Below are 16,380 nucleotides of genomic sequence, written 5' to 3'. Positions count from 1 at the left end.
TCTCGTATTTTACCCGATCGAGATGAAAATTATCGGCGCCGAAAATAAAGTAAACTATGGGGTTTTCGACGGTCCGGTTGAATTCAATTACAAAGAATTTCAACTGCTTGACTTCTTCGGAAAAGAAATCCGCGGATTAAAGAAGCGATTTGCGTTTAAACGGTTCAATTATATCGGGATTATCACGGACGAATTCTTGATCGGATTTGCGGCCGTAAGTCTGGGGTATGTATATAACGTTTTCGCTTATTTGTATCATTATAAGGAAGGGATTCTTTACGAGTTCGATGCCAAAGGTTTGGATACGGGAAAGGAATTGGATTTTCCCGCGAATCCGGACGAATATTCAATTCGGTTTAAAAAAGGGGCTTCGTTTTTAAACGTGAATAAATCCCACTCCGATAAGAAACTCGAAGTCGAAGCGTTTTTAGGAAAAAAATTGCGATTTCGGTTTAACGCGGACTTCGGATTAAAAAGTCACTCGCCGTTACGGGTTGTGAATCCTTCCGAACCGACTCATTGGACATTCACTGAAAAATGTTCTCCGATCACGCCGTCTTCGATCGAACTTTCGTATAACGGAAAACCTCTTTCCTTTGATCCTAAAAAAACAACGATTCTCTACGATTGGTCGGGCGGTTATCTAAGAAGGGAAACGAACTGGTATTGGGCCGCTTTCAGCGCCATCCTTCCGAACAAAACCACGATCGGAGCGAACTTTGCCGCGCTCGTAAACGAAACATTCTTTTCCGAGAACGCGTTTTGGATCGATCGGAATCGAACGAGAGTTCCGAGGCTGATCTTCGATTTTTCGCAGAAGGATCCTTACAAAACCTGGCGAATTTATGATGAGGAAGGTTTGGTCGATCTCGAGTTTAAACCCGAAGGTGAAAGAAAGGATAAGATGAATTTGATCGTGACCAAACTGTATTTCAGACAATTCGTCGGAAAGTTTTCCGGCAAATTCGAATCCGCGCAGGGAAAGAAGGTTTCCTTCAAGGACGTTTACGGATTCACAGAATTTCACAGATCGCTTTGGTGAATCGGAACGTTTCGCTTTGCGTCGAGTGACGGATTAGAATATTAGAATTTATGGATGCATACGTTCCCGTTTCCTGCGACTTCTACGATCGATTGGAGGAAATTGTACTCTCCAAACGAAGGGTTTCTTTGGAAGTTTCGGAGGGTGGGAATGCGGGAACAACCGCGACTCAAAAACAGAGAATTTCCGATCTCGTATCCGTGAATCGGGAAGAATTCGCCGTTTTGGAAAACGGTGAAAAAATCCGATTGGATAAGATTCTGAAAATCAATCCTTGAATCAGGCCTCATTTTGGAAAAAAATTCAACGCAAGTCAAAAAACGGATCCTGTCTTTGGATTTGTTCCGCGGTATGACCGTGGCGGGAATGATTCTCGTAAACAATCCCGGCTCCTGGTCCGCTATCTATTCGCCGCTCAAACACGCAAAGTGGAACGGATGTACTCCGACGGATCTGGTGTTTCCGTTTTTTCTTTTTGCGGTGGGAGCTTCTATTTCAATTTCATTGTATTCAAAAAATGGAATGAGTCGAAGCGGGATTTGGTCGAAAATAGCGATTCGAAGTCTTGTTCTGATCGGGCTCGGATTATTTTTGAACTTTTTCGGAGAATGGTCTTTTGCCGAGCTCCGGATTCCGGGCGTTTTACAAAGAATCGGTTTCGTTTATTTCGCGGTCGCTTCGTTGTATCTTATAGTTCCCGGGAAGAAGAGTTTGATCGCTTTGATTCCGATTTTGGTCGTGCCGACTTGGATTTTGTTGAACGTCGCGCCTCCGGGAGAATCGACCGTTTCCTTGGAGCCCGGAAAAGACATCGGCGCATGGTTCGATCGAATTCTCTTCGGTGAAAAACATCTTTGGAAGTTTTCCAAAACCTGGGACCCGGAAGGATTTTTCAGCGGAATCACGTCGATTGCGAGCTCGTTATTTGGCGTTCTCTGCGGTTTGATTTTGTCCGTTCAGGATACTTCATGGAACAAAAGGACGGCGGTTCTTTTCGGCATCGGCGCCTTGTTAACGTTAGTCGGGTCGATCTGGGATACGTTCTTTCCTATGAATAAAAGTTTATGGACCGCGAGCTACGCGGTTTATACCGCAGGACTTGCGTTTTTCAGCGTGGGTTTTTTCGAATTCTTATCTCTGACTTTTTCTTCAAATCGATCCGAGTCGGACAAAAACGTTTTGAATATCTCGTTTCAACCCTTTCTCGTGTTCGGAAAAAACGCCATTTTGGTGTTTGTGGCTTCGGGAATCGTCGCAAGAATTTTGAATCTCTGGACTACAATCGGTGAAAACGGAAAAGCGATCAGCGTTAAAACTTGGATTTATTTACGCTTAGTCGGATTGTTAAGCGACTCGTATTTCGCTTCATTGTCGTATGCTATTTTGAATCTGATCGTATGGTGGCTGATCTTAAGTTACTTGGATCGAAAGAAAATTTACTTCAAGATTTAGAACAAAACCCGCGCTATGGATGCGGAGCGCGCGAAGTGGTCCTCGCGCAGAGAGGACCGAAGGCGAATGCCGAAGCGCGGAGCAAGCCAGGTCTGCGACTAAAACGGCAAGTTCTGTTTTGCGGCCGTTGCGAGCAGAAGCGCCCGGCAAAGGTCTAAAAAGCAATTATACTTTTTTATGGGTTTGCTCGGTATGTCAGATCACGAGTTCCAAATCGTTGAAGACAGGAGCTTTTACCTCATCCAAAAGTCTTTTCATGGCGAGGTTGCGAAGGTTGTTCAGTTCCATTCTGAGGGTCGCTTCCAAAGTAGTTTTGGAAAGAAGGTTCGAACAAGTCACCGCAACCATCTTCAAATCCTCAGCGGTTCTGATTTTGGAGGAAAGAAGAAGCTGCTGAATAATAGAATATTCTTTTTTTCTAAAGTGAATTCTCAAAAGGAACGGAACGGAATAAAGTTCCGCCATCAATTCCCATTTTGTTTTCGGTTTAGATTGGTGTTCTTCTGCGCGAAGATCGACGTCCATCTCAGTCTGAGGTTCGATATAAATCGTGGAGATGGAAACCGGCTCGGAAGAAGAATAATTCCGATCGGGGTTGAATGAAAGCGGGGTTTCCGAATCGCGGATCATATCTTTGAGTGTCGCGATTCGTTTCGATTCCTCGTATCGTTCCGGATGAAGTTTCATCATTTTGCGGATGTCCTCCAGAAGAATGCAGAAGGAAAATAATTCCAATACGGATTGATTCTGAATCGTTGAGATCTCGTCGAGAACTCTCGATAGAATCTGTTGATATCCGAGGGATTTGCGATACATCGCGTTATATTGAAGTTCAAGCTCTTTTTGATGTTTTGTAAAAAGGCTTTCCACTATATAAGAATCGGCAACGACATAAGCATCCAAACCCGGCAGGGAGAAGTTCGGGTTCTGCTTTTTGAGATTTAATACGAAGATGCAGTTGGAGTCTTTGAGGAACGCGAGGATTTTCGAGATTTTCTTTTCCGAAAGATTGAGCGTGGATCGGAAATGGTAGAACAAATCCGTGTTAGTCGGCAATTGAAAATTCTCGTTTTCCTTTTTGATTTTGTCCTGGATGATTTGCGCTAAAGTTGTATCTTCCATCGTTTTAGTTCCGTTTTACGAAAGAGTCGAATCTTAGTAAAATTTTTGTATCTGATTTGATAACGGGAAGGACGGAAATTATTGACTATTTTTTTTAAAAAAATACGGAATGAAGTTTAAAAAACGGGGAATGAAAGCGAGAAGGAAAGTGTCCGGACCGAAATTTCGGTCCGGATCGGGTAAAGTTAGATTCTTTCGATGATCGTGGCGATTCCCATGCCTCCGCCGATGCAAAGCGTGATTAACGCATAACGTTGTTGTCTTCTTTCGAGTTCGTCTAACGCGGTTCCTAGTAGGATCGCTCCGGTCGCTCCGAGGGGATGTCCGAGAGAGATGGAGCCTCCGTTTACGTTGATCTTTTCCAATGGAATGTTAAGCGACTTCTGAGTATATAACACCACAGATGCGAATGCTTCGTTGATTTCCCAGATATCGATATCTTCCGGTTTCAGTCCCGCGATCGCGAGCGCTTTCTTGGAAGCGGATACGGGTCCGGTAAGCATGATTGTTGGATCCTCTCCGGTTGAAGCCATCGCTACGATTTTTGCACGAGGCTTGAGTCCGTATTTTTTAATTCCTTCGTCGGAAGCAAGAAGGACCGATGCGGCCCCGTCCACGATTCCGGACGAGTTGCCTAACGTGTGGATGTGGTTGATCTTTCCCACTTCAGGGTAAGACTTGAGTGCGATCGCGTCGAGTTCCTTTTCACCGATCGTCTTGAATACAGGAGCTAAGTCGGAAAGCCACTCGAATGTGGATTCGATTCTCGGGTTTTCATCTGTATCGACGATCGTGCCGTCTTCGGTTTTAACGGGGATAATGGATTTTTTGAAATATCCGGCTTTGATCGCGTTGTCCGCTTTGATCTGGGAGGATTCCGCGAAACGGTCCGCTTCTTCGCGTGTGATTCCGAATTTTGTCGCGATCAGGTCCGCGGAAATTCCTTGAGGCACCAAATTGTAGTGTTTTTGAATATTAGGATTTCCTACATTAAAATCTCTTCCATTCATGTCCGCTCCCATTTTTACGCGGGACATGGATTCGACTCCTCCACCGAGGGCGATTTGCATGGAACCGGATTGAACGTGGTTCGCCGCGTTGTTGACTGCTTGTAATCCCGATCCGCAAAAACGGTTTACGGTATAGCCGGGAACCGAGTTCGGCCAGAGCGCGGACATAACCGCATAACGCGCGATACACGCTGCTTGGTCGTCCACTTGGGATACGCATCCCATGACTACTTCTTCCACGATTTCGGGCTTGATTCCGTTTCTGTCTTTGATTGCGTTTAAGGTTGCTGCGGAGAGTTCCTGCGGATGGATGCTCGCGAGTGTTCCTCTTTTTTTCCCTTTTCCTCTAGGAGTTCTTACGGCGTCGATTACATAGGCGTTTGACATTTGGTTACCTCTATGTTCATTTCTTTCTTTTGGAGATAAAATTGAACGGTTGTTTAATGAAATTTGGTTGTTCCGGTTTCCATTTTGCGGGGGTAGGGGAGTTTGCAATTCTTTTTGTGGGAACTCTTAGGTACGGCATGGTTTGGGCCGCACCCTCCTGCATATTTCTTGATAACGAACGTCATTCGGAGGGTTTGCAGGAGGGTCGGGCTTGTTACGGGCTCGCGGAGTCCCGCTCGGTCCTTGTGTGATGGCTTAACAAAGCGATTCAAAGGAATTAAGGACCAAGCCCTTCACATCCCTGCGGCAGGTTTTACAGAAATACACTGTTTTGCGGGAACTCTTCAGAAATCTGGATTGAATTCTGGTTTATTATTTTCAAACAAAGATCTTCTGTAAGCGAAACCCTGATCATATTTATGTTAAAGTGTCGAGCAACGTTCTTTACCTTTAAAGATGTAATCCTATGTAAAAGAAAGCATGTTACATCGAGTGAAATATTCTCTATTTTTAATAGAGGCGGTTAGGCTAAAGAGAACATTTTTGGTTTTATCGATAGAATATTCATAATCTATGATATATTATTCTTCGAATCATCTTCGTTTTTAAATTTATTTCCCAGATGAAGGCCGGTAAAACAATTTCTTGAATTTTTTGCAAGTTGTGATTCGGCTTTATTAAAGTGCCGGTTAAATGTAGTTGAATTAATAGGCAATATAGTAAGCAGCGGGAAACCCCGTGGATTGCGGAAAGAATACTAAGTTGTGCCCACTCTTCCGGGAATACTCTTGAATTGAATTTCACCAAAGAATTTCCTTTTCTTTGATATTTGACTGTTAGTGCACTCTTATTGAAACGCTTCTTGCTTTTTATATATTTAGAATGTGTTCTGAGAAGTTGCCCCAGATTTTTTCCGATCTTTAATTGATCAGATTTTGGAAGCTTTTTCAGCAATTCGAGAGGAATTAAAAAGCTGCATGTGATTTTCGGTCCCTTTAACGAAGATGCGATGAATTCTTTTTCGGTTAAGTGTTGAATGTTTGCCATGCTCTGTACAGTTTTTTAAGAATAAAAATGAGCATGGTTTCGTAGAATTTTTCTAAAAATATAGATATAAAAATTAAAGAGTAGTTCCCGCAATCCTTCTATAACAATAAAATTTCCTCTAATACGCGGAAATACCAACAAGCACCTTTCCAGTTCTCTAAAAAGCCGTTATGACCTCCAAAATTTTGAATCGAAATTCTAACATTTCGATTCGGATGTAAGGATAAAAATGATTCACCACGAATAATTGGATCGTCTTTTGCGGTAATAATTGTCGTCGGGACTAAAATCTGAGAAAGTTCTTTTTCTCCTAACGTATAAGTTCCGAAATAATGATCTATATCGGTAAAATCTTCAGTCGACTCTACGAATCTTTCCGTCATACGCATTACCGATTTTTCTTTGAGAATAGAGTCATACGGAACGATTGTAGGGAAATGTTTTTGTTTTTTCTCAATCGATTGTTTCCATTTTTTAAGAAAGTATCGGCCAATGATAAGCTTATTATCCATTAGCATTGTTGCATCTTTAGGATGAATTGCAGGAGAAATCGCTATGAATTCTTTCAATTGATTTAATTTCTTTTCCGATTGAGAATGTACTTTCGCAATTCGAAGCGCAAAATTTCCGCCAAGAGAAAAACCAGTAACAAAGACTGGAACATTCTTCTCCGCTAAGTATGTGGCTTTTCGAACGGCTTCATACGTTTCTTCGATAAGGCTACCGTTAAAAGGTTCGGGGTTGAGATGATGTGTATCTCCATGATCTCTATAATTTAAACGAAAAATATCGAATCCTTTCTCATAAAAGTAATGGGAAGTTCTCAAGATATAAGTTGAATTGATGCTTCCCTCCCAACCATGTAACAAAACTAAGAATCCTTTTGGTTTCGTATCTTTTTGTTTGCTCAAAGCTCCTTCCAACCTTACGCCTTTTCCGGCATCGAGAATCATTTTTTTCTCGTGATCTAAAAATGGCATTTCTTCCGGTAAATTCCATGCCAACGAGGCTAAAGTCGTTTGAATCAAAGGTGATTTCAGAATTCCCGCGGGGTTGAATTTTGGGGTCTTGAGTTCTTTGAGCATAAGATCAGTGAAAGGGAATTAATTCTCCAGCAAAGTCTTTTTGGTTATATGAATTCGGTTTTTTTCACAAAGGCTTTTATTTATTTATAATTTGATTTTTGAGTTCTGGAGAACGAGAGAAAAAAACTGGCCTTCAAAACACTTTCTAAAAATATACGAACAGCGCATAATTTCTTGAATTAGGAGTATATTCTAAAAGTGCAGAAATCATTTGGTATTTTACATTCTATTTTGATTCTATCCGAGCGTCGTAATTTTGTTCTGTTATCATTCTTACTTTTCTCTTGTTCTACGATCGAATTGAATTCGGTCCGAGGAGGTGAAAACGCAAAAATACCTGTATCCTCTCAAAAGGATTCTAACATTTCCGAAAATGTTTCATTTAATTGTAAGCCGAGTATTAGAAAATCTCAGTGGTATGTTCTTTTTGGATCGGTTCCAATCAATCAAATGGACACTTCCGAGATCCTTCCGGATTCAAACAAAACGTATCGTGTAAATCTGAAAACGACCTGGTTGGATGGAATTCTGAGTACGGTTTTGGGTATTGCAGCTTCGATTACTCGGAAGACGGTTGAAGTGGAGAGCTGTGATTCCAAGGATATTGCATTTTCCGCGAGAGTTCCCGCAACAAATCCGAATCTTCAGCAAGATAAAGAACTTTCCAAAGCAGATTTGGCAAAATTGAAAGAAGATTTTATCAAGCAAAATGAAAAGCAATGGAAAGAAGAATTGCAGGAGAAGATTCATTCTTCTTTGAGCGAAGAATTGGAAAGTTCTTGGAACAAAGAGATCAAACATTCTAAGAATCTTTCCGTTTTGTTTTTAAAATCCGGGGAAATAGCGAAAGGAACGGTAACGCGAATTGATGGGGACGGCGTTAAATTGTTTTATAAAGGCAAAGAAAGAGTTTTTCGCCGTGCTGACGTTCAAAGAGTTCGATTTCAAGATTGAGGCTGAGGCATTGATGCGATGACAAATTTTAGAATCCTATTCATTAAAGCTTATCTTGTCGGAATAATTTTTATCAATTACTCCTGTTACTTGAATCCTTATTTCAAAGATGCTGTTTCTCCAGATGAAGAAAAGGATTCTCCAGTGCCTTTGATTTTTCTTTTAGTAGCAGCGTCAAATCCTGTAATTCAAGGTGAAACGATTTTCTTTCCATCGACCGGTCTGACGTGGATGAGGTGTTCCCGCGGTCAAACATATGATGCGATTACGGATTCATGCACTGGATTTGTCGTTTCTCCGCAATATTGTTCTACTTCTGATAACCAATGCAACGGTTCTTCGGGCGGAGTTTTAACATCCGGGCCAGCTTTTGATTCCTGTGCTTCGTTTAGTGTTTCAGGAAGGACGATGACATGGAGAGTTCCCACGCATGCAGAGTTGAAAGGAATAGTTTATTGTTCCAATGGAACGGATGTGGCAAATTCGACTGATAATTCAAAGACTTGTTCTTCAACTGGGACAGGCTTTGATGTTCCAACCGTAAGAAAAGAATGGTTTCCGGGAATTCCAACTGGAAATCCAATTGAGTTTTGGTCAAGTACGAGCGACCCATTGAGCTCCTCAGTAGCCTGGAAGGTGAATTTCAGTACAGGAGCTACGAATCCTAATGCCGGCAAAGTCGTCGCTGGTTATATCCGCTGCGTGAGTTCCCGCTAAATTCTGCTCTAATACATCTGCAATCCCTCAAGAATCGCGGGAACTCCCCGCGCATTCCTCAAATCACAGAAAAACCTTGACGGAAACAGCTGATCCAAAAATTGTTTCCCGAATAGGAAACAATAAACACTAATACTGTTTCCGGATTTGACTTCAGTTCAATTTCGAATCCAAAGAATGGTAGGAGATTCACAATGAATTTAGCCTCGCTCTCGATCAAAAGACCGATCTTCATTACCTGCACGGTTTTACTCATTCTCGTCGCGGGATATCTTTCCTTAAACAAGCTAGGGGTCGATTTATTTCCCAACGTGACTATTCCCGTCGTAACAGTAACGGTTCCATATCCGGGCGCAGCACCGAATGAAATTGAAACCCTCGTTGCAAAACCGGTCGAGGACGAACTCTCCACAATCTCGGGCGTAAAACGGATCAAATCGATTTGCAACGAAGGAGTCGGAACGGTCGTCGTGGAGTTCACACTAGAAACCGATGTCAAATACGCCGAACAACAAGTCCGCGACAAAGTCTCCAGCGTTAAACCTAAATTACCCGATGACGCAAAAGAACCGGTGATCCGAAGAATCGATCCCGCGGATCAACCGATCTTAATCATCGCGCTCCGAGCCGATCTTCCGGAAGCCGAACTCTACGACATTGCCAACGAAGAAATCAAACAAGTCCTTCTTACGACCAAAGACGTCGGAAACGTAAACATCTACGGCGGACGCAAACGCGAGATTCACGTCGAACTGGATCGCCACAAACTCAAGGAACACATGATTCCCGCGTTCGTCGTATCAAATCGACTCGCATCGGGAGGAATGAACATTCCCGCCGGAAAAGTAAGTAAGACCGATAAGGAACTCGTTTATAGAACCATCAACGAATTTCAATCACCGCAGGAAATCAGAGACACACCTGTATCCTTGTTCGGGAACGAGGTTCCGGTAAAAATCGGACAACTGGGAGAAGTAAGAGACACGGTCGAAGATGAAACTTCCAGAGCATACTTTAACGGGAAGAAGGCGGTCTTTCTCTTAGTCTATAAACAGTCGGGATCGAACACGGTTGCGGTCGCGCAAGCGGTAAAAAAGAAGGTAGCAGAAATCAACCAAGACCTTTCTAAACGAAAGGGATCTCCCGAACTCACCGCGGCAAACGATTCATCCATCACGATCGACAACAACATTTACGACGTAAAGGAAACGATCATCATCGGAATCATTCTCACGATCATTGTCGTATTATTATTTTTAGGAAGCGTCCGTTCCACTTTGATCACGGGACTTGCTCTTCCGAACTCCCTCTTGGGGGCATTTATTCTTATGGCGATCGCCGGTTTTACCGTAAACGTCATGACTCTTCTCGCGCTCAGCCTTGCGGTCGGACTGCTCATCGACGACGCGATCGTAGTCCGCGAAAATATTTTCAGACACAGGGAAATGGGAAAGACGGCGAGAGAAGCTTCCATCGAAGGAACGAAGGAAGTAACGTTAGCCGTAATTGCGACGACGATGACAGTCATCGCGGTATTTATGCCGATCGCGTTTATTAGCGGGGTCGTAGGACAGTTTTTGAGAGAATTCGGATTAACCGTATGTTTCGCGCTTCTTATTTCCTTATATGACGCCCTTACGATCGCGCCGATGTTATCCGCGTATTTCGGAGGAAAAATAGGGAATCACGGAAATAAATCAGGACACGGACACGATGCGATTCCTGAAATTACGACTCCGACTCCGAAAGGCAAAGGGAAGAATAAAGCGGCCGAGACGACCGCTTTGGAAGAGATTGCGTATTCCAAAATCCGCTCTCAGAACAACGCTTCCAAAGGAATTCTTTCGAGAATATTCTCGCCGGTCTTAACCGTACTGGGAAAGTTGGAAACGGGTCTGGATTCAGTATTAAGTATTTTTAATGTGTTTCAAACTTGGCTGGAGGAAAAATACGCATCCATCCTGAAGTTTACTCTCAAACGACCGTTGTTCATTCTATCCAGTGCGGTATTGATTTTCGTTGTTAGTTTGGTTCTTACCAAATTCATTCCGAAAACGTTCTTACCCGCGCAGGACGAAGGAAAATTCTCCGTAACCCTGGACATGCCTCCGGGAACTTCCGTGGAAAAAATGGCGCAGGTCGCGCAGGAAGTCGATCAAAAGATCCGTTCTTACAAAGAGATCAAGCTGGTCGCGATGTTCAACACGAACCGGAATACGAACATGTTCGTCGAGATGGTTCCTTCCAAAGACCGTACGATGAACACGACTCAGTTCAAAGCTTTCCTTCGTAAGGAACTTGCGGGCTTCGCTTATGCGAATCCGATCGTAAAGGATATCGATAACGTGGGCGGGGGACAAAGACCGTTCACTCTCACCGTAAGCGGACAAAAGGGAGAAGTCGTCGAAGATTATGCGAAGAAGTTATTCAAACGACTTCAAAAATCTCCCGCGCTTCTCGACGTCGATACGAGTTACCGCACGGGCGCTCCCGAGTTTCGAGTCGTGCCGGATCGCGATCGTGAAGTCCTTCTCGGAGTTCCGGGAACTGTGATCGGAACCGAACTTAGAACTCTCGTGGAAGGAACGACCCCGGCGGTATATCGTGAAAACGGAGTCGAGTATGATATCCGAGTTCGATTAAAAGAATCGCAAAGGGATCTCAAAGAAAACTTTTATAATTCTTTCGTGCCGAACTTCAACAACCGATTGATTCCGATTCAGAACGTTGCAAAAGCGGAAGAAACCACGGGGCTTGCGACGATCAATCGACTCAACCGGAACAAGGCCGTGGAAATTTATGCGGACGTAAATCCCAAAGGCCCAGGTATGGGAGGAGCGATGGAAGAGGTAGCAAAGATCAGCCAAACCGAACTTCCTCTTCCGCCGGGAGTCCGGATCGGATATTCGGGACAAGCGGAAAGTTTTAAGGAGATGGGAACTTCCATGGCGATCGCGATGGGACTCGGAGTTCTCTTTATCTACATGGTTCTCGCTTCTCTCTATGAAAGTTTTATCACGCCGATCGCGATTATGCTCGTGTTGCCTCTCGCGCTCTGCGGAGCGTTTATCGCCCTGTTCCTTACGCAAAAATCATTGGACATCTTTTCGATGATCGGGCTCATCATGTTGATCGGAGTCGCGACCAAGAACTCGATTCTTCTCGTGGACTTTACCAATCAGTTGTTGGATCAGGGAAGGGAAATGAAGGAAGCGATCATCGAAGCGGGAAGAGAAAGATTAAGACCGATTTTGATGACTTCCTTTGCCCTGATCGCCGGAATGCTCCCGATCGCAATCGGACTCAACGAAGCGTCCCGTCAAAGAACGAGTATGGGTGTTGCGATCATCGGAGGATTGATCTCTTCCACGATCCTTACTTTGGTGGTAGTTCCCGCGGCTTTCTCTTACATCGAAAAGTTGAATCAATTCGTAAGAAGAAATTCTCCGGACCCGGACGTTAAATAAGAAGAGAACCGATTTCGGAGTCGTTTCACATTCTTTGTTAATGCGACAAGGGCTCCGAATTCGGTTAGAATATAAAAAAAGAGTTTCGTAAAATGTTTGAACTGATAAGAATGAGTGCGATGGAGCAGGATGAGGTAAAACTTCGGATTATGGAAAAAGCGCTTGAGCTTTTTCTAAAATACGGTTATGCGAAGACCAAGATGGAGGAAATCGCAAGGATTCTGAAAATATCCCGTAAAACTTTATATAAACATTTCGAAAACAAAAATCATCTTCTTTTCGAGATTCTCTCTCTGAAACATGCGATCATGAGTTCCAAGCTGCAGCAGATCAGCGAGGACGATTCCCTATCGGTGCACGAAAAAATCAGGGCCATCAACGACTTCAAGATCAGCCAATTTCCCGCGGGCGCAAACGAGTTCATTTTGGAAATTCGAGATCAAGCTCCGGATCACTACGCTTACATCAAGGAAGTGCGAATGGAATCGGTTTCCAAATCGATTCAAGCTCTTGTGAAACAGGGAATCGAAAAGGGAGAAATCAGAAAGGATCTTAACCCGACGATCTTTGCGGCTCTGATCAACTCGGCGATCGAAATGACCGCGACGCCGGAACTGCTTTTAAATTCTCCGTATTCGATGATGCAGCTGCAAGGCGAGATTCACGGAATTCTTTTTTACGGAATTATGAATTCTTGCCCCGCGGCCAACGTCGACGTTTCTAAAGTATCCGGACAGGAACGATCGTAAGTTCTAAGCAAGTCCGATTTTAAACTTGTTCCGACAAACTTTCAAGAAAGACGGCCCGATCCCCGCTCGAAAAAAAATCAATGTGCTCCTCTCACAGAAGGAAGTAGTGACGAGTGATTCCTAAAGAGTGAGGCGTAGAGTTCAAATTTGTTCGCAAATCTACGGCATTTTTTCCATATCAGAAAAACCGCATGAATGCAAGCGGATTTCCCCGCATTTTGTGGGAACTCCCGCAGCCATTCATCGACCGTTTTAACTTGCCGAACGGATCGCCTTCATTTTGTTCCACTCGACTTGAATTTCGTCCAAGGTCAATTCTCCTCTTCCCGATTCTTCCGAGATCTTTTTTAAAATCGGCTGTAGTCTTCCCGCTTGTTCCAACGTGATATCTTCTCCCGCGTCTTTCAGAATGCAGAAGACCGCGCTTCTTCCCGATTGGCTCGTGAACTCGATCCGATCTCCTTCGGGTCTTCCGATCAAGCCGGCGTCAAACGCGCGATAGGCGCCTTTTTGCAGGTGCCTCGTTTTCGCGACTCCGTCCTGATGAATCCCCGATCGATGCGAGATCACGTCTTCGCCGATCAACGGTGCTTTTTCGTAAATCGGAACTTCGGAAAGATACGAAACCAAACGGGACGTTTCATAGATCGCCGAAAAATTCAAAGGTACGTTCACGCCGCAGTTGTGAAGCGCGATTGCGACTTCGTACGTGTTCGTGTTTCCCGCTCTTTCACCCAAACCGTTCAATGCGGTTTCCAATTGAACCGCGCCGGAAAAATACGATTCCACGGTGGTCGCAGTCGCCATTCCCAAATCGTTGTGCGTATGGATGGAAATTTTAGTATCTTCGGGCAACGCGTTCGTTACGGCCTTCACCATCGAAACGAACAACCAAGGACGATATCGTTCCACAGTGTTGGGGAGATTGACCACGTCCGCTCCGTAGTTCAATGCGGTGCGAAACGCTTCGACGGCAAAATCCAAATTCTCCAGAGCGTCACCGAAATGTTCACCGGAAAATTGAACTTCTCCACTCGAACCGACCAAACTTTTTGCGTAAGCGACCGATTCCGAAATTCTTTCCAAAACTTTTTCCGGACTCAACTTCAACACGTTTTGAATCGTAAACGCAGAGATCGGATATACGATATGCAGTCTCGGTTTCGGCGCGTGACGGATCGCCTTCCAGGAAATTTCGATCTCCTTCTCCACGGCTCTCGAAAGAGAAGAGATGACTACGTTATCGGGCGCGATGGAAGAAAGATGACTGCAGGCTTCGAACTCTTGATCGTTGGAGGAAGCGAAACCCACTTCGATTCCTTGCACGCCGAGTTTCAGAAGTTGTTTGAAGATCGTTTCCTTTTGATCAAGATTCCAAGGTTTACGCAACGCTTGATTTCCGTCTCTCAAAGTCACATCCATAAAAAAGGGAGGATGTTTGGGAAGGGGGTTCTGAAGAATTTCCGAAACGAGTTGAATTTCTTTTGAACTTGCCGATGCGCTGACCGCGCGGGAGAAGTCTACGTTTCCCGGTTCCGAATCTTGTCTCATTGGTTTTCTCCTTAAAACCGGCCGGCTTAGGAGTGGGTTTCCGAATCGGGGAGAATTCTCCGGAAACAAAAAAGCCCACTCCAGGAGGAGCAGGCTCGTGTGTTCTTTTACAACTCTACCGGCTCCCCCTATCTAAGGAGGAGAAGAAGCTCAAGGCTGGTCGGTAGAAATACGTTGCGAAACATGTTAGATTTAGACTCGGAAGGATCGGGAAAAAATACAAGGATTTTTTTAAGTTCGCTTATCAATTCCGACTCGAAGAAGTTTGGAGTTTGTCTCTTTTAGTGTTCGGGAGAATCCGGTTTTTGGATCAAGGTCCAAATCCCTTCGGACTCGATATTCTTTTCCTCGATGAGGTTTTTCAGTTCGGAAACTTCTTTTTTCATCGGTTCCGGAATCGGCTGTTTTTCCAATTCGCGGAAGAATTCTCTCGCTTCGAGAAGCCGATCCAATTTGAGATAACAAAAGGAAATCGCGTAGAGCGAAACGACGTCCTTGCGTTCTTCGGCCGGAACGGACAAATACAGATCGATCGCCTTTTGAACGTTTCCCGTTCCCGTATAAAGAGAAGCCAGATTCTTTTTCGCGTTTACGTTGTTCTCGTCGAGTTCGAGAACTTTTGTGAATTGAATTTCCGCCTTGGGTTTGTCCTTTTTCTTCGCGTATAAAACGCCGAGGCCGACTCGCGCTGCGACAAAGGATTCGTTGAACGAAATCGCTTTTGTCAACTTCTCCTCCGCGGCATCGAGCTCGTTCAAGTGAGAATGGCACATTCCCAAATGATAATTTCCGATCGGATCGTCCGGATTGTTTTGCAGAAATTCGATCAGAGCTTTTTTCGCTCCGGGGAGATCCCCTTTTTTAACGTATTCAAGAGCTTGTTGCAGTTTCATGTTATAATCGATTACGACTTTATCGAAGGGCCGCGGATCATATCCAATTTTGGAAAGTTTTTTCCAAGATGTACCCATTTTTCCCTTTAACCGCGGGAAGTCTGCGATAAAATTACCGAAAAGGAGAAAGGCGATGTCTTACATGGCGGTTGGATCCAGACAAATTCTATTTTCCGATTCGATTGCGCCCGTAGCGACAGGTTCGTCTCCGAGAGAAATCGTCGCGACTCAGGACAACCAAGTGAAAAGTCCCGATTCGGAAGTTGTACCTCCGGGAACGCCCCCTCCTTCCATCGGAAACAATATCGACGTTTACGTTTAACGCGGAAGTGCTATGACCCATTTATTATTTTCTTTAATCCTGATGTCTCTCGTTGTCGAATTCGTTTTTCCCTTAATTCATCCCGATTTTCACATAGTAGGCAGTTGGGTCAATTCCGTGATCGTCGTTTGCGCGTTCGTACTGATCAACGCGATCCTTCGTCTTATACTGATAATCATGACTCTCGGAATCGGAATCGTGTTTTACTATTTGAGTTTGGGATTGATCGGGCTCATCATCAATGCGTGGGTCATTCTCATCATCGGAGATTGGTTTCCCGGAACCTTATCGGTGCCCGGATTTTGGTCCGCGTTTTTGGGAGGAATTCTTCTGGTGCTTGCGAACTACGTCGGTAAGACCGAATCTAAAGAAAGAAAAAAAGAAAAACAAAAAATCTCGAATTAAATTCTCACCGATCGAAAGTAATCCTTGAGAATGGAATTCACTTGCTCGTAGGAGTAATACCCTCTGGTAAGAATTCCGTTCTCGAGTCCGTCCGAAAACACGAGCGTCGGAAAGGCGCTGACTCCTAAAGAAAAGCCGAAATAAAAATCGTTTTTGGTTTCTAGATCCGTATCCCCG

General features: G+C 44.2%; 16 protein-coding genes (1 of these 16 only partly in view). 9 read left to right on the top strand and 7 right to left on the bottom strand.

Going from position 1 to position 16,380, the window contains the following annotated elements; all coding sequences use genetic code 11:
* Positions 1–22 precede the first annotated feature (22 nt).
* From LFX17_RS14010 to LFX17_RS14000, 3 genes are read left to right on the top strand one after another with little or no spacing between them, the layout of a single operon-like run.
* Positions 23–1,042: a DUF2804 domain-containing protein gene (locus LFX17_RS14010; RefSeq protein WP_238747140.1), complete on the top strand. Its 1,020-nt coding sequence runs from the start codon at positions 23–25 to the stop codon at positions 1,040–1,042.
* A 50-nt stretch (positions 1,043–1,092) separates the two neighbouring features.
* On the top strand, positions 1,093–1,320 hold the full coding sequence (locus tag LFX17_RS14005) for a Rho-binding antiterminator (protein WP_238730784.1): 228 nt from the start codon (positions 1,093–1,095) through the stop codon (positions 1,318–1,320).
* A gap of 13 nt (positions 1,321–1,333) precedes the next feature.
* Positions 1,334–2,494 carry an acyltransferase family protein gene (locus LFX17_RS14000; RefSeq protein ID WP_238747139.1) on the top strand — a complete coding sequence of 387 codons (1,161 nt, stop codon included), beginning with the start codon at positions 1,334–1,336 and terminating at the stop codon, positions 2,492–2,494.
* 195 nt (positions 2,495–2,689) lie between these two features.
* Here the strand turns inward: LFX17_RS14000 and LFX17_RS13995 are convergent, their stop codons facing one another.
* The 4 genes from LFX17_RS13995 to LFX17_RS13980 form a co-directional block, all read right to left on the bottom strand.
* Entirely contained in the window at positions 2,690–3,616 is a 927-nt protein-coding gene (locus tag LFX17_RS13995; protein ID WP_238730782.1) for a hypothetical protein, read from the bottom strand.
* A gap of 185 nt (positions 3,617–3,801) precedes the next feature.
* Entirely contained in the window at positions 3,802–5,013 is a 1,212-nt protein-coding gene (locus LFX17_RS13990; protein WP_238730781.1) for an acetyl-CoA C-acetyltransferase, read from the bottom strand.
* Between the two features lie 564 nt (positions 5,014–5,577).
* Entirely contained in the window at positions 5,578–6,060 is a 483-nt protein-coding gene (locus LFX17_RS13985; RefSeq protein WP_238730780.1) for a DUF1564 family protein, read from the bottom strand.
* Positions 6,061–6,158: 98 nt separating this feature from the next.
* Positions 6,159–7,145, bottom strand: coding sequence for a YheT family hydrolase (locus tag LFX17_RS13980; RefSeq protein ID WP_238730779.1), 987 nt, complete (start codon positions 7,143–7,145; stop codon positions 6,159–6,161).
* Between the two features lie 198 nt (positions 7,146–7,343).
* Between LFX17_RS13980 and LFX17_RS13975 the strand changes: the two genes are divergently transcribed.
* The 4 genes from LFX17_RS13975 (at position 7,344) to LFX17_RS13960 (ending at position 13,032) form a co-directional block, all read left to right on the top strand.
* On the top strand, positions 7,344–8,099 hold the full coding sequence (locus tag LFX17_RS13975; RefSeq protein ID WP_238747138.1) for an LIC_13076 family protein: 756 nt from the start codon (positions 7,344–7,346) through the stop codon (positions 8,097–8,099).
* Positions 8,100–8,117: 18 nt separating this feature from the next.
* Positions 8,118–8,816 carry an Lcl domain-containing protein gene (locus tag LFX17_RS13970; RefSeq protein ID WP_238730777.1) on the top strand — a complete coding sequence of 233 codons (699 nt, stop codon included), beginning with the start codon at positions 8,118–8,120 and terminating at the stop codon, positions 8,814–8,816.
* A 194-nt stretch (positions 8,817–9,010) separates the two neighbouring features.
* Positions 9,011–12,283 carry an efflux RND transporter permease subunit gene (locus tag LFX17_RS13965; RefSeq protein ID WP_238747137.1) on the top strand — a complete coding sequence of 1,091 codons (3,273 nt, stop codon included), beginning with the start codon at positions 9,011–9,013 and terminating at the stop codon, positions 12,281–12,283.
* A 110-nt stretch (positions 12,284–12,393) separates the two neighbouring features.
* A complete protein-coding gene (locus LFX17_RS13960) occupies positions 12,394–13,032 on the top strand; it encodes a TetR/AcrR family transcriptional regulator (protein ID WP_238731608.1) in 639 nt (212 codons plus the stop codon).
* Positions 13,033–13,284: 252 nt separating this feature from the next.
* On the opposite strand, the gene leuA2 is transcribed toward LFX17_RS13960, so the two are convergent.
* Entirely contained in the window at positions 13,285–14,652 is a 1,368-nt protein-coding gene (gene leuA2, locus LFX17_RS13955; protein WP_406600502.1) for a 2-isopropylmalate synthase LeuA2, read from the bottom strand.
* A 212-nt stretch (positions 14,653–14,864) separates the two neighbouring features.
* Positions 14,865–15,476: a tetratricopeptide repeat protein gene (locus LFX17_RS13950; protein WP_319941275.1), complete on the bottom strand. Its 612-nt coding sequence runs from the start codon at positions 15,474–15,476 to the stop codon at positions 14,865–14,867.
* A gap of 133 nt (positions 15,477–15,609) precedes the next feature.
* On the opposite strand from LFX17_RS13950, the gene LFX17_RS13945 reads away from it, so the two are divergent.
* Positions 15,610–15,798, top strand: coding sequence for a hypothetical protein (locus LFX17_RS13945; protein WP_135574830.1), 189 nt, complete (start codon positions 15,610–15,612; stop codon positions 15,796–15,798).
* 12 nt (positions 15,799–15,810) lie between these two features.
* Complete coding sequence (locus LFX17_RS13940) at positions 15,811–16,203, top strand: phage holin family protein (RefSeq protein WP_238730773.1); 393 nt, start codon at positions 15,811–15,813, stop codon at positions 16,201–16,203.
* Here LFX17_RS13940 and LFX17_RS13935 read toward each other — a convergent pair.
* Positions 16,200–16,380, bottom strand: partial view of a DsbA family protein gene (locus LFX17_RS13935; protein WP_238747135.1) — the end only. It continues 470 nt past the right edge of the window; only the last 181 of its 651 coding nucleotides appear in the window; its start codon lies beyond the right edge, outside the window — the gene reads right to left on this strand; it ends in the stop codon at positions 16,200–16,202. The two genes, LFX17_RS13940 and LFX17_RS13935, sit on opposite strands and share 4 nt — an antisense overlap.

The organism is Leptospira sanjuanensis, assembly GCF_022267375.1.
Classification (GTDB): Bacteria; Spirochaetota; Leptospiria; order Leptospirales; family Leptospiraceae; genus Leptospira; species Leptospira sanjuanensis.
The sequence above is the reverse complement of the archived record's forward strand: the minus strand, read 5'-3'. Positions and strand labels throughout refer to the sequence as shown.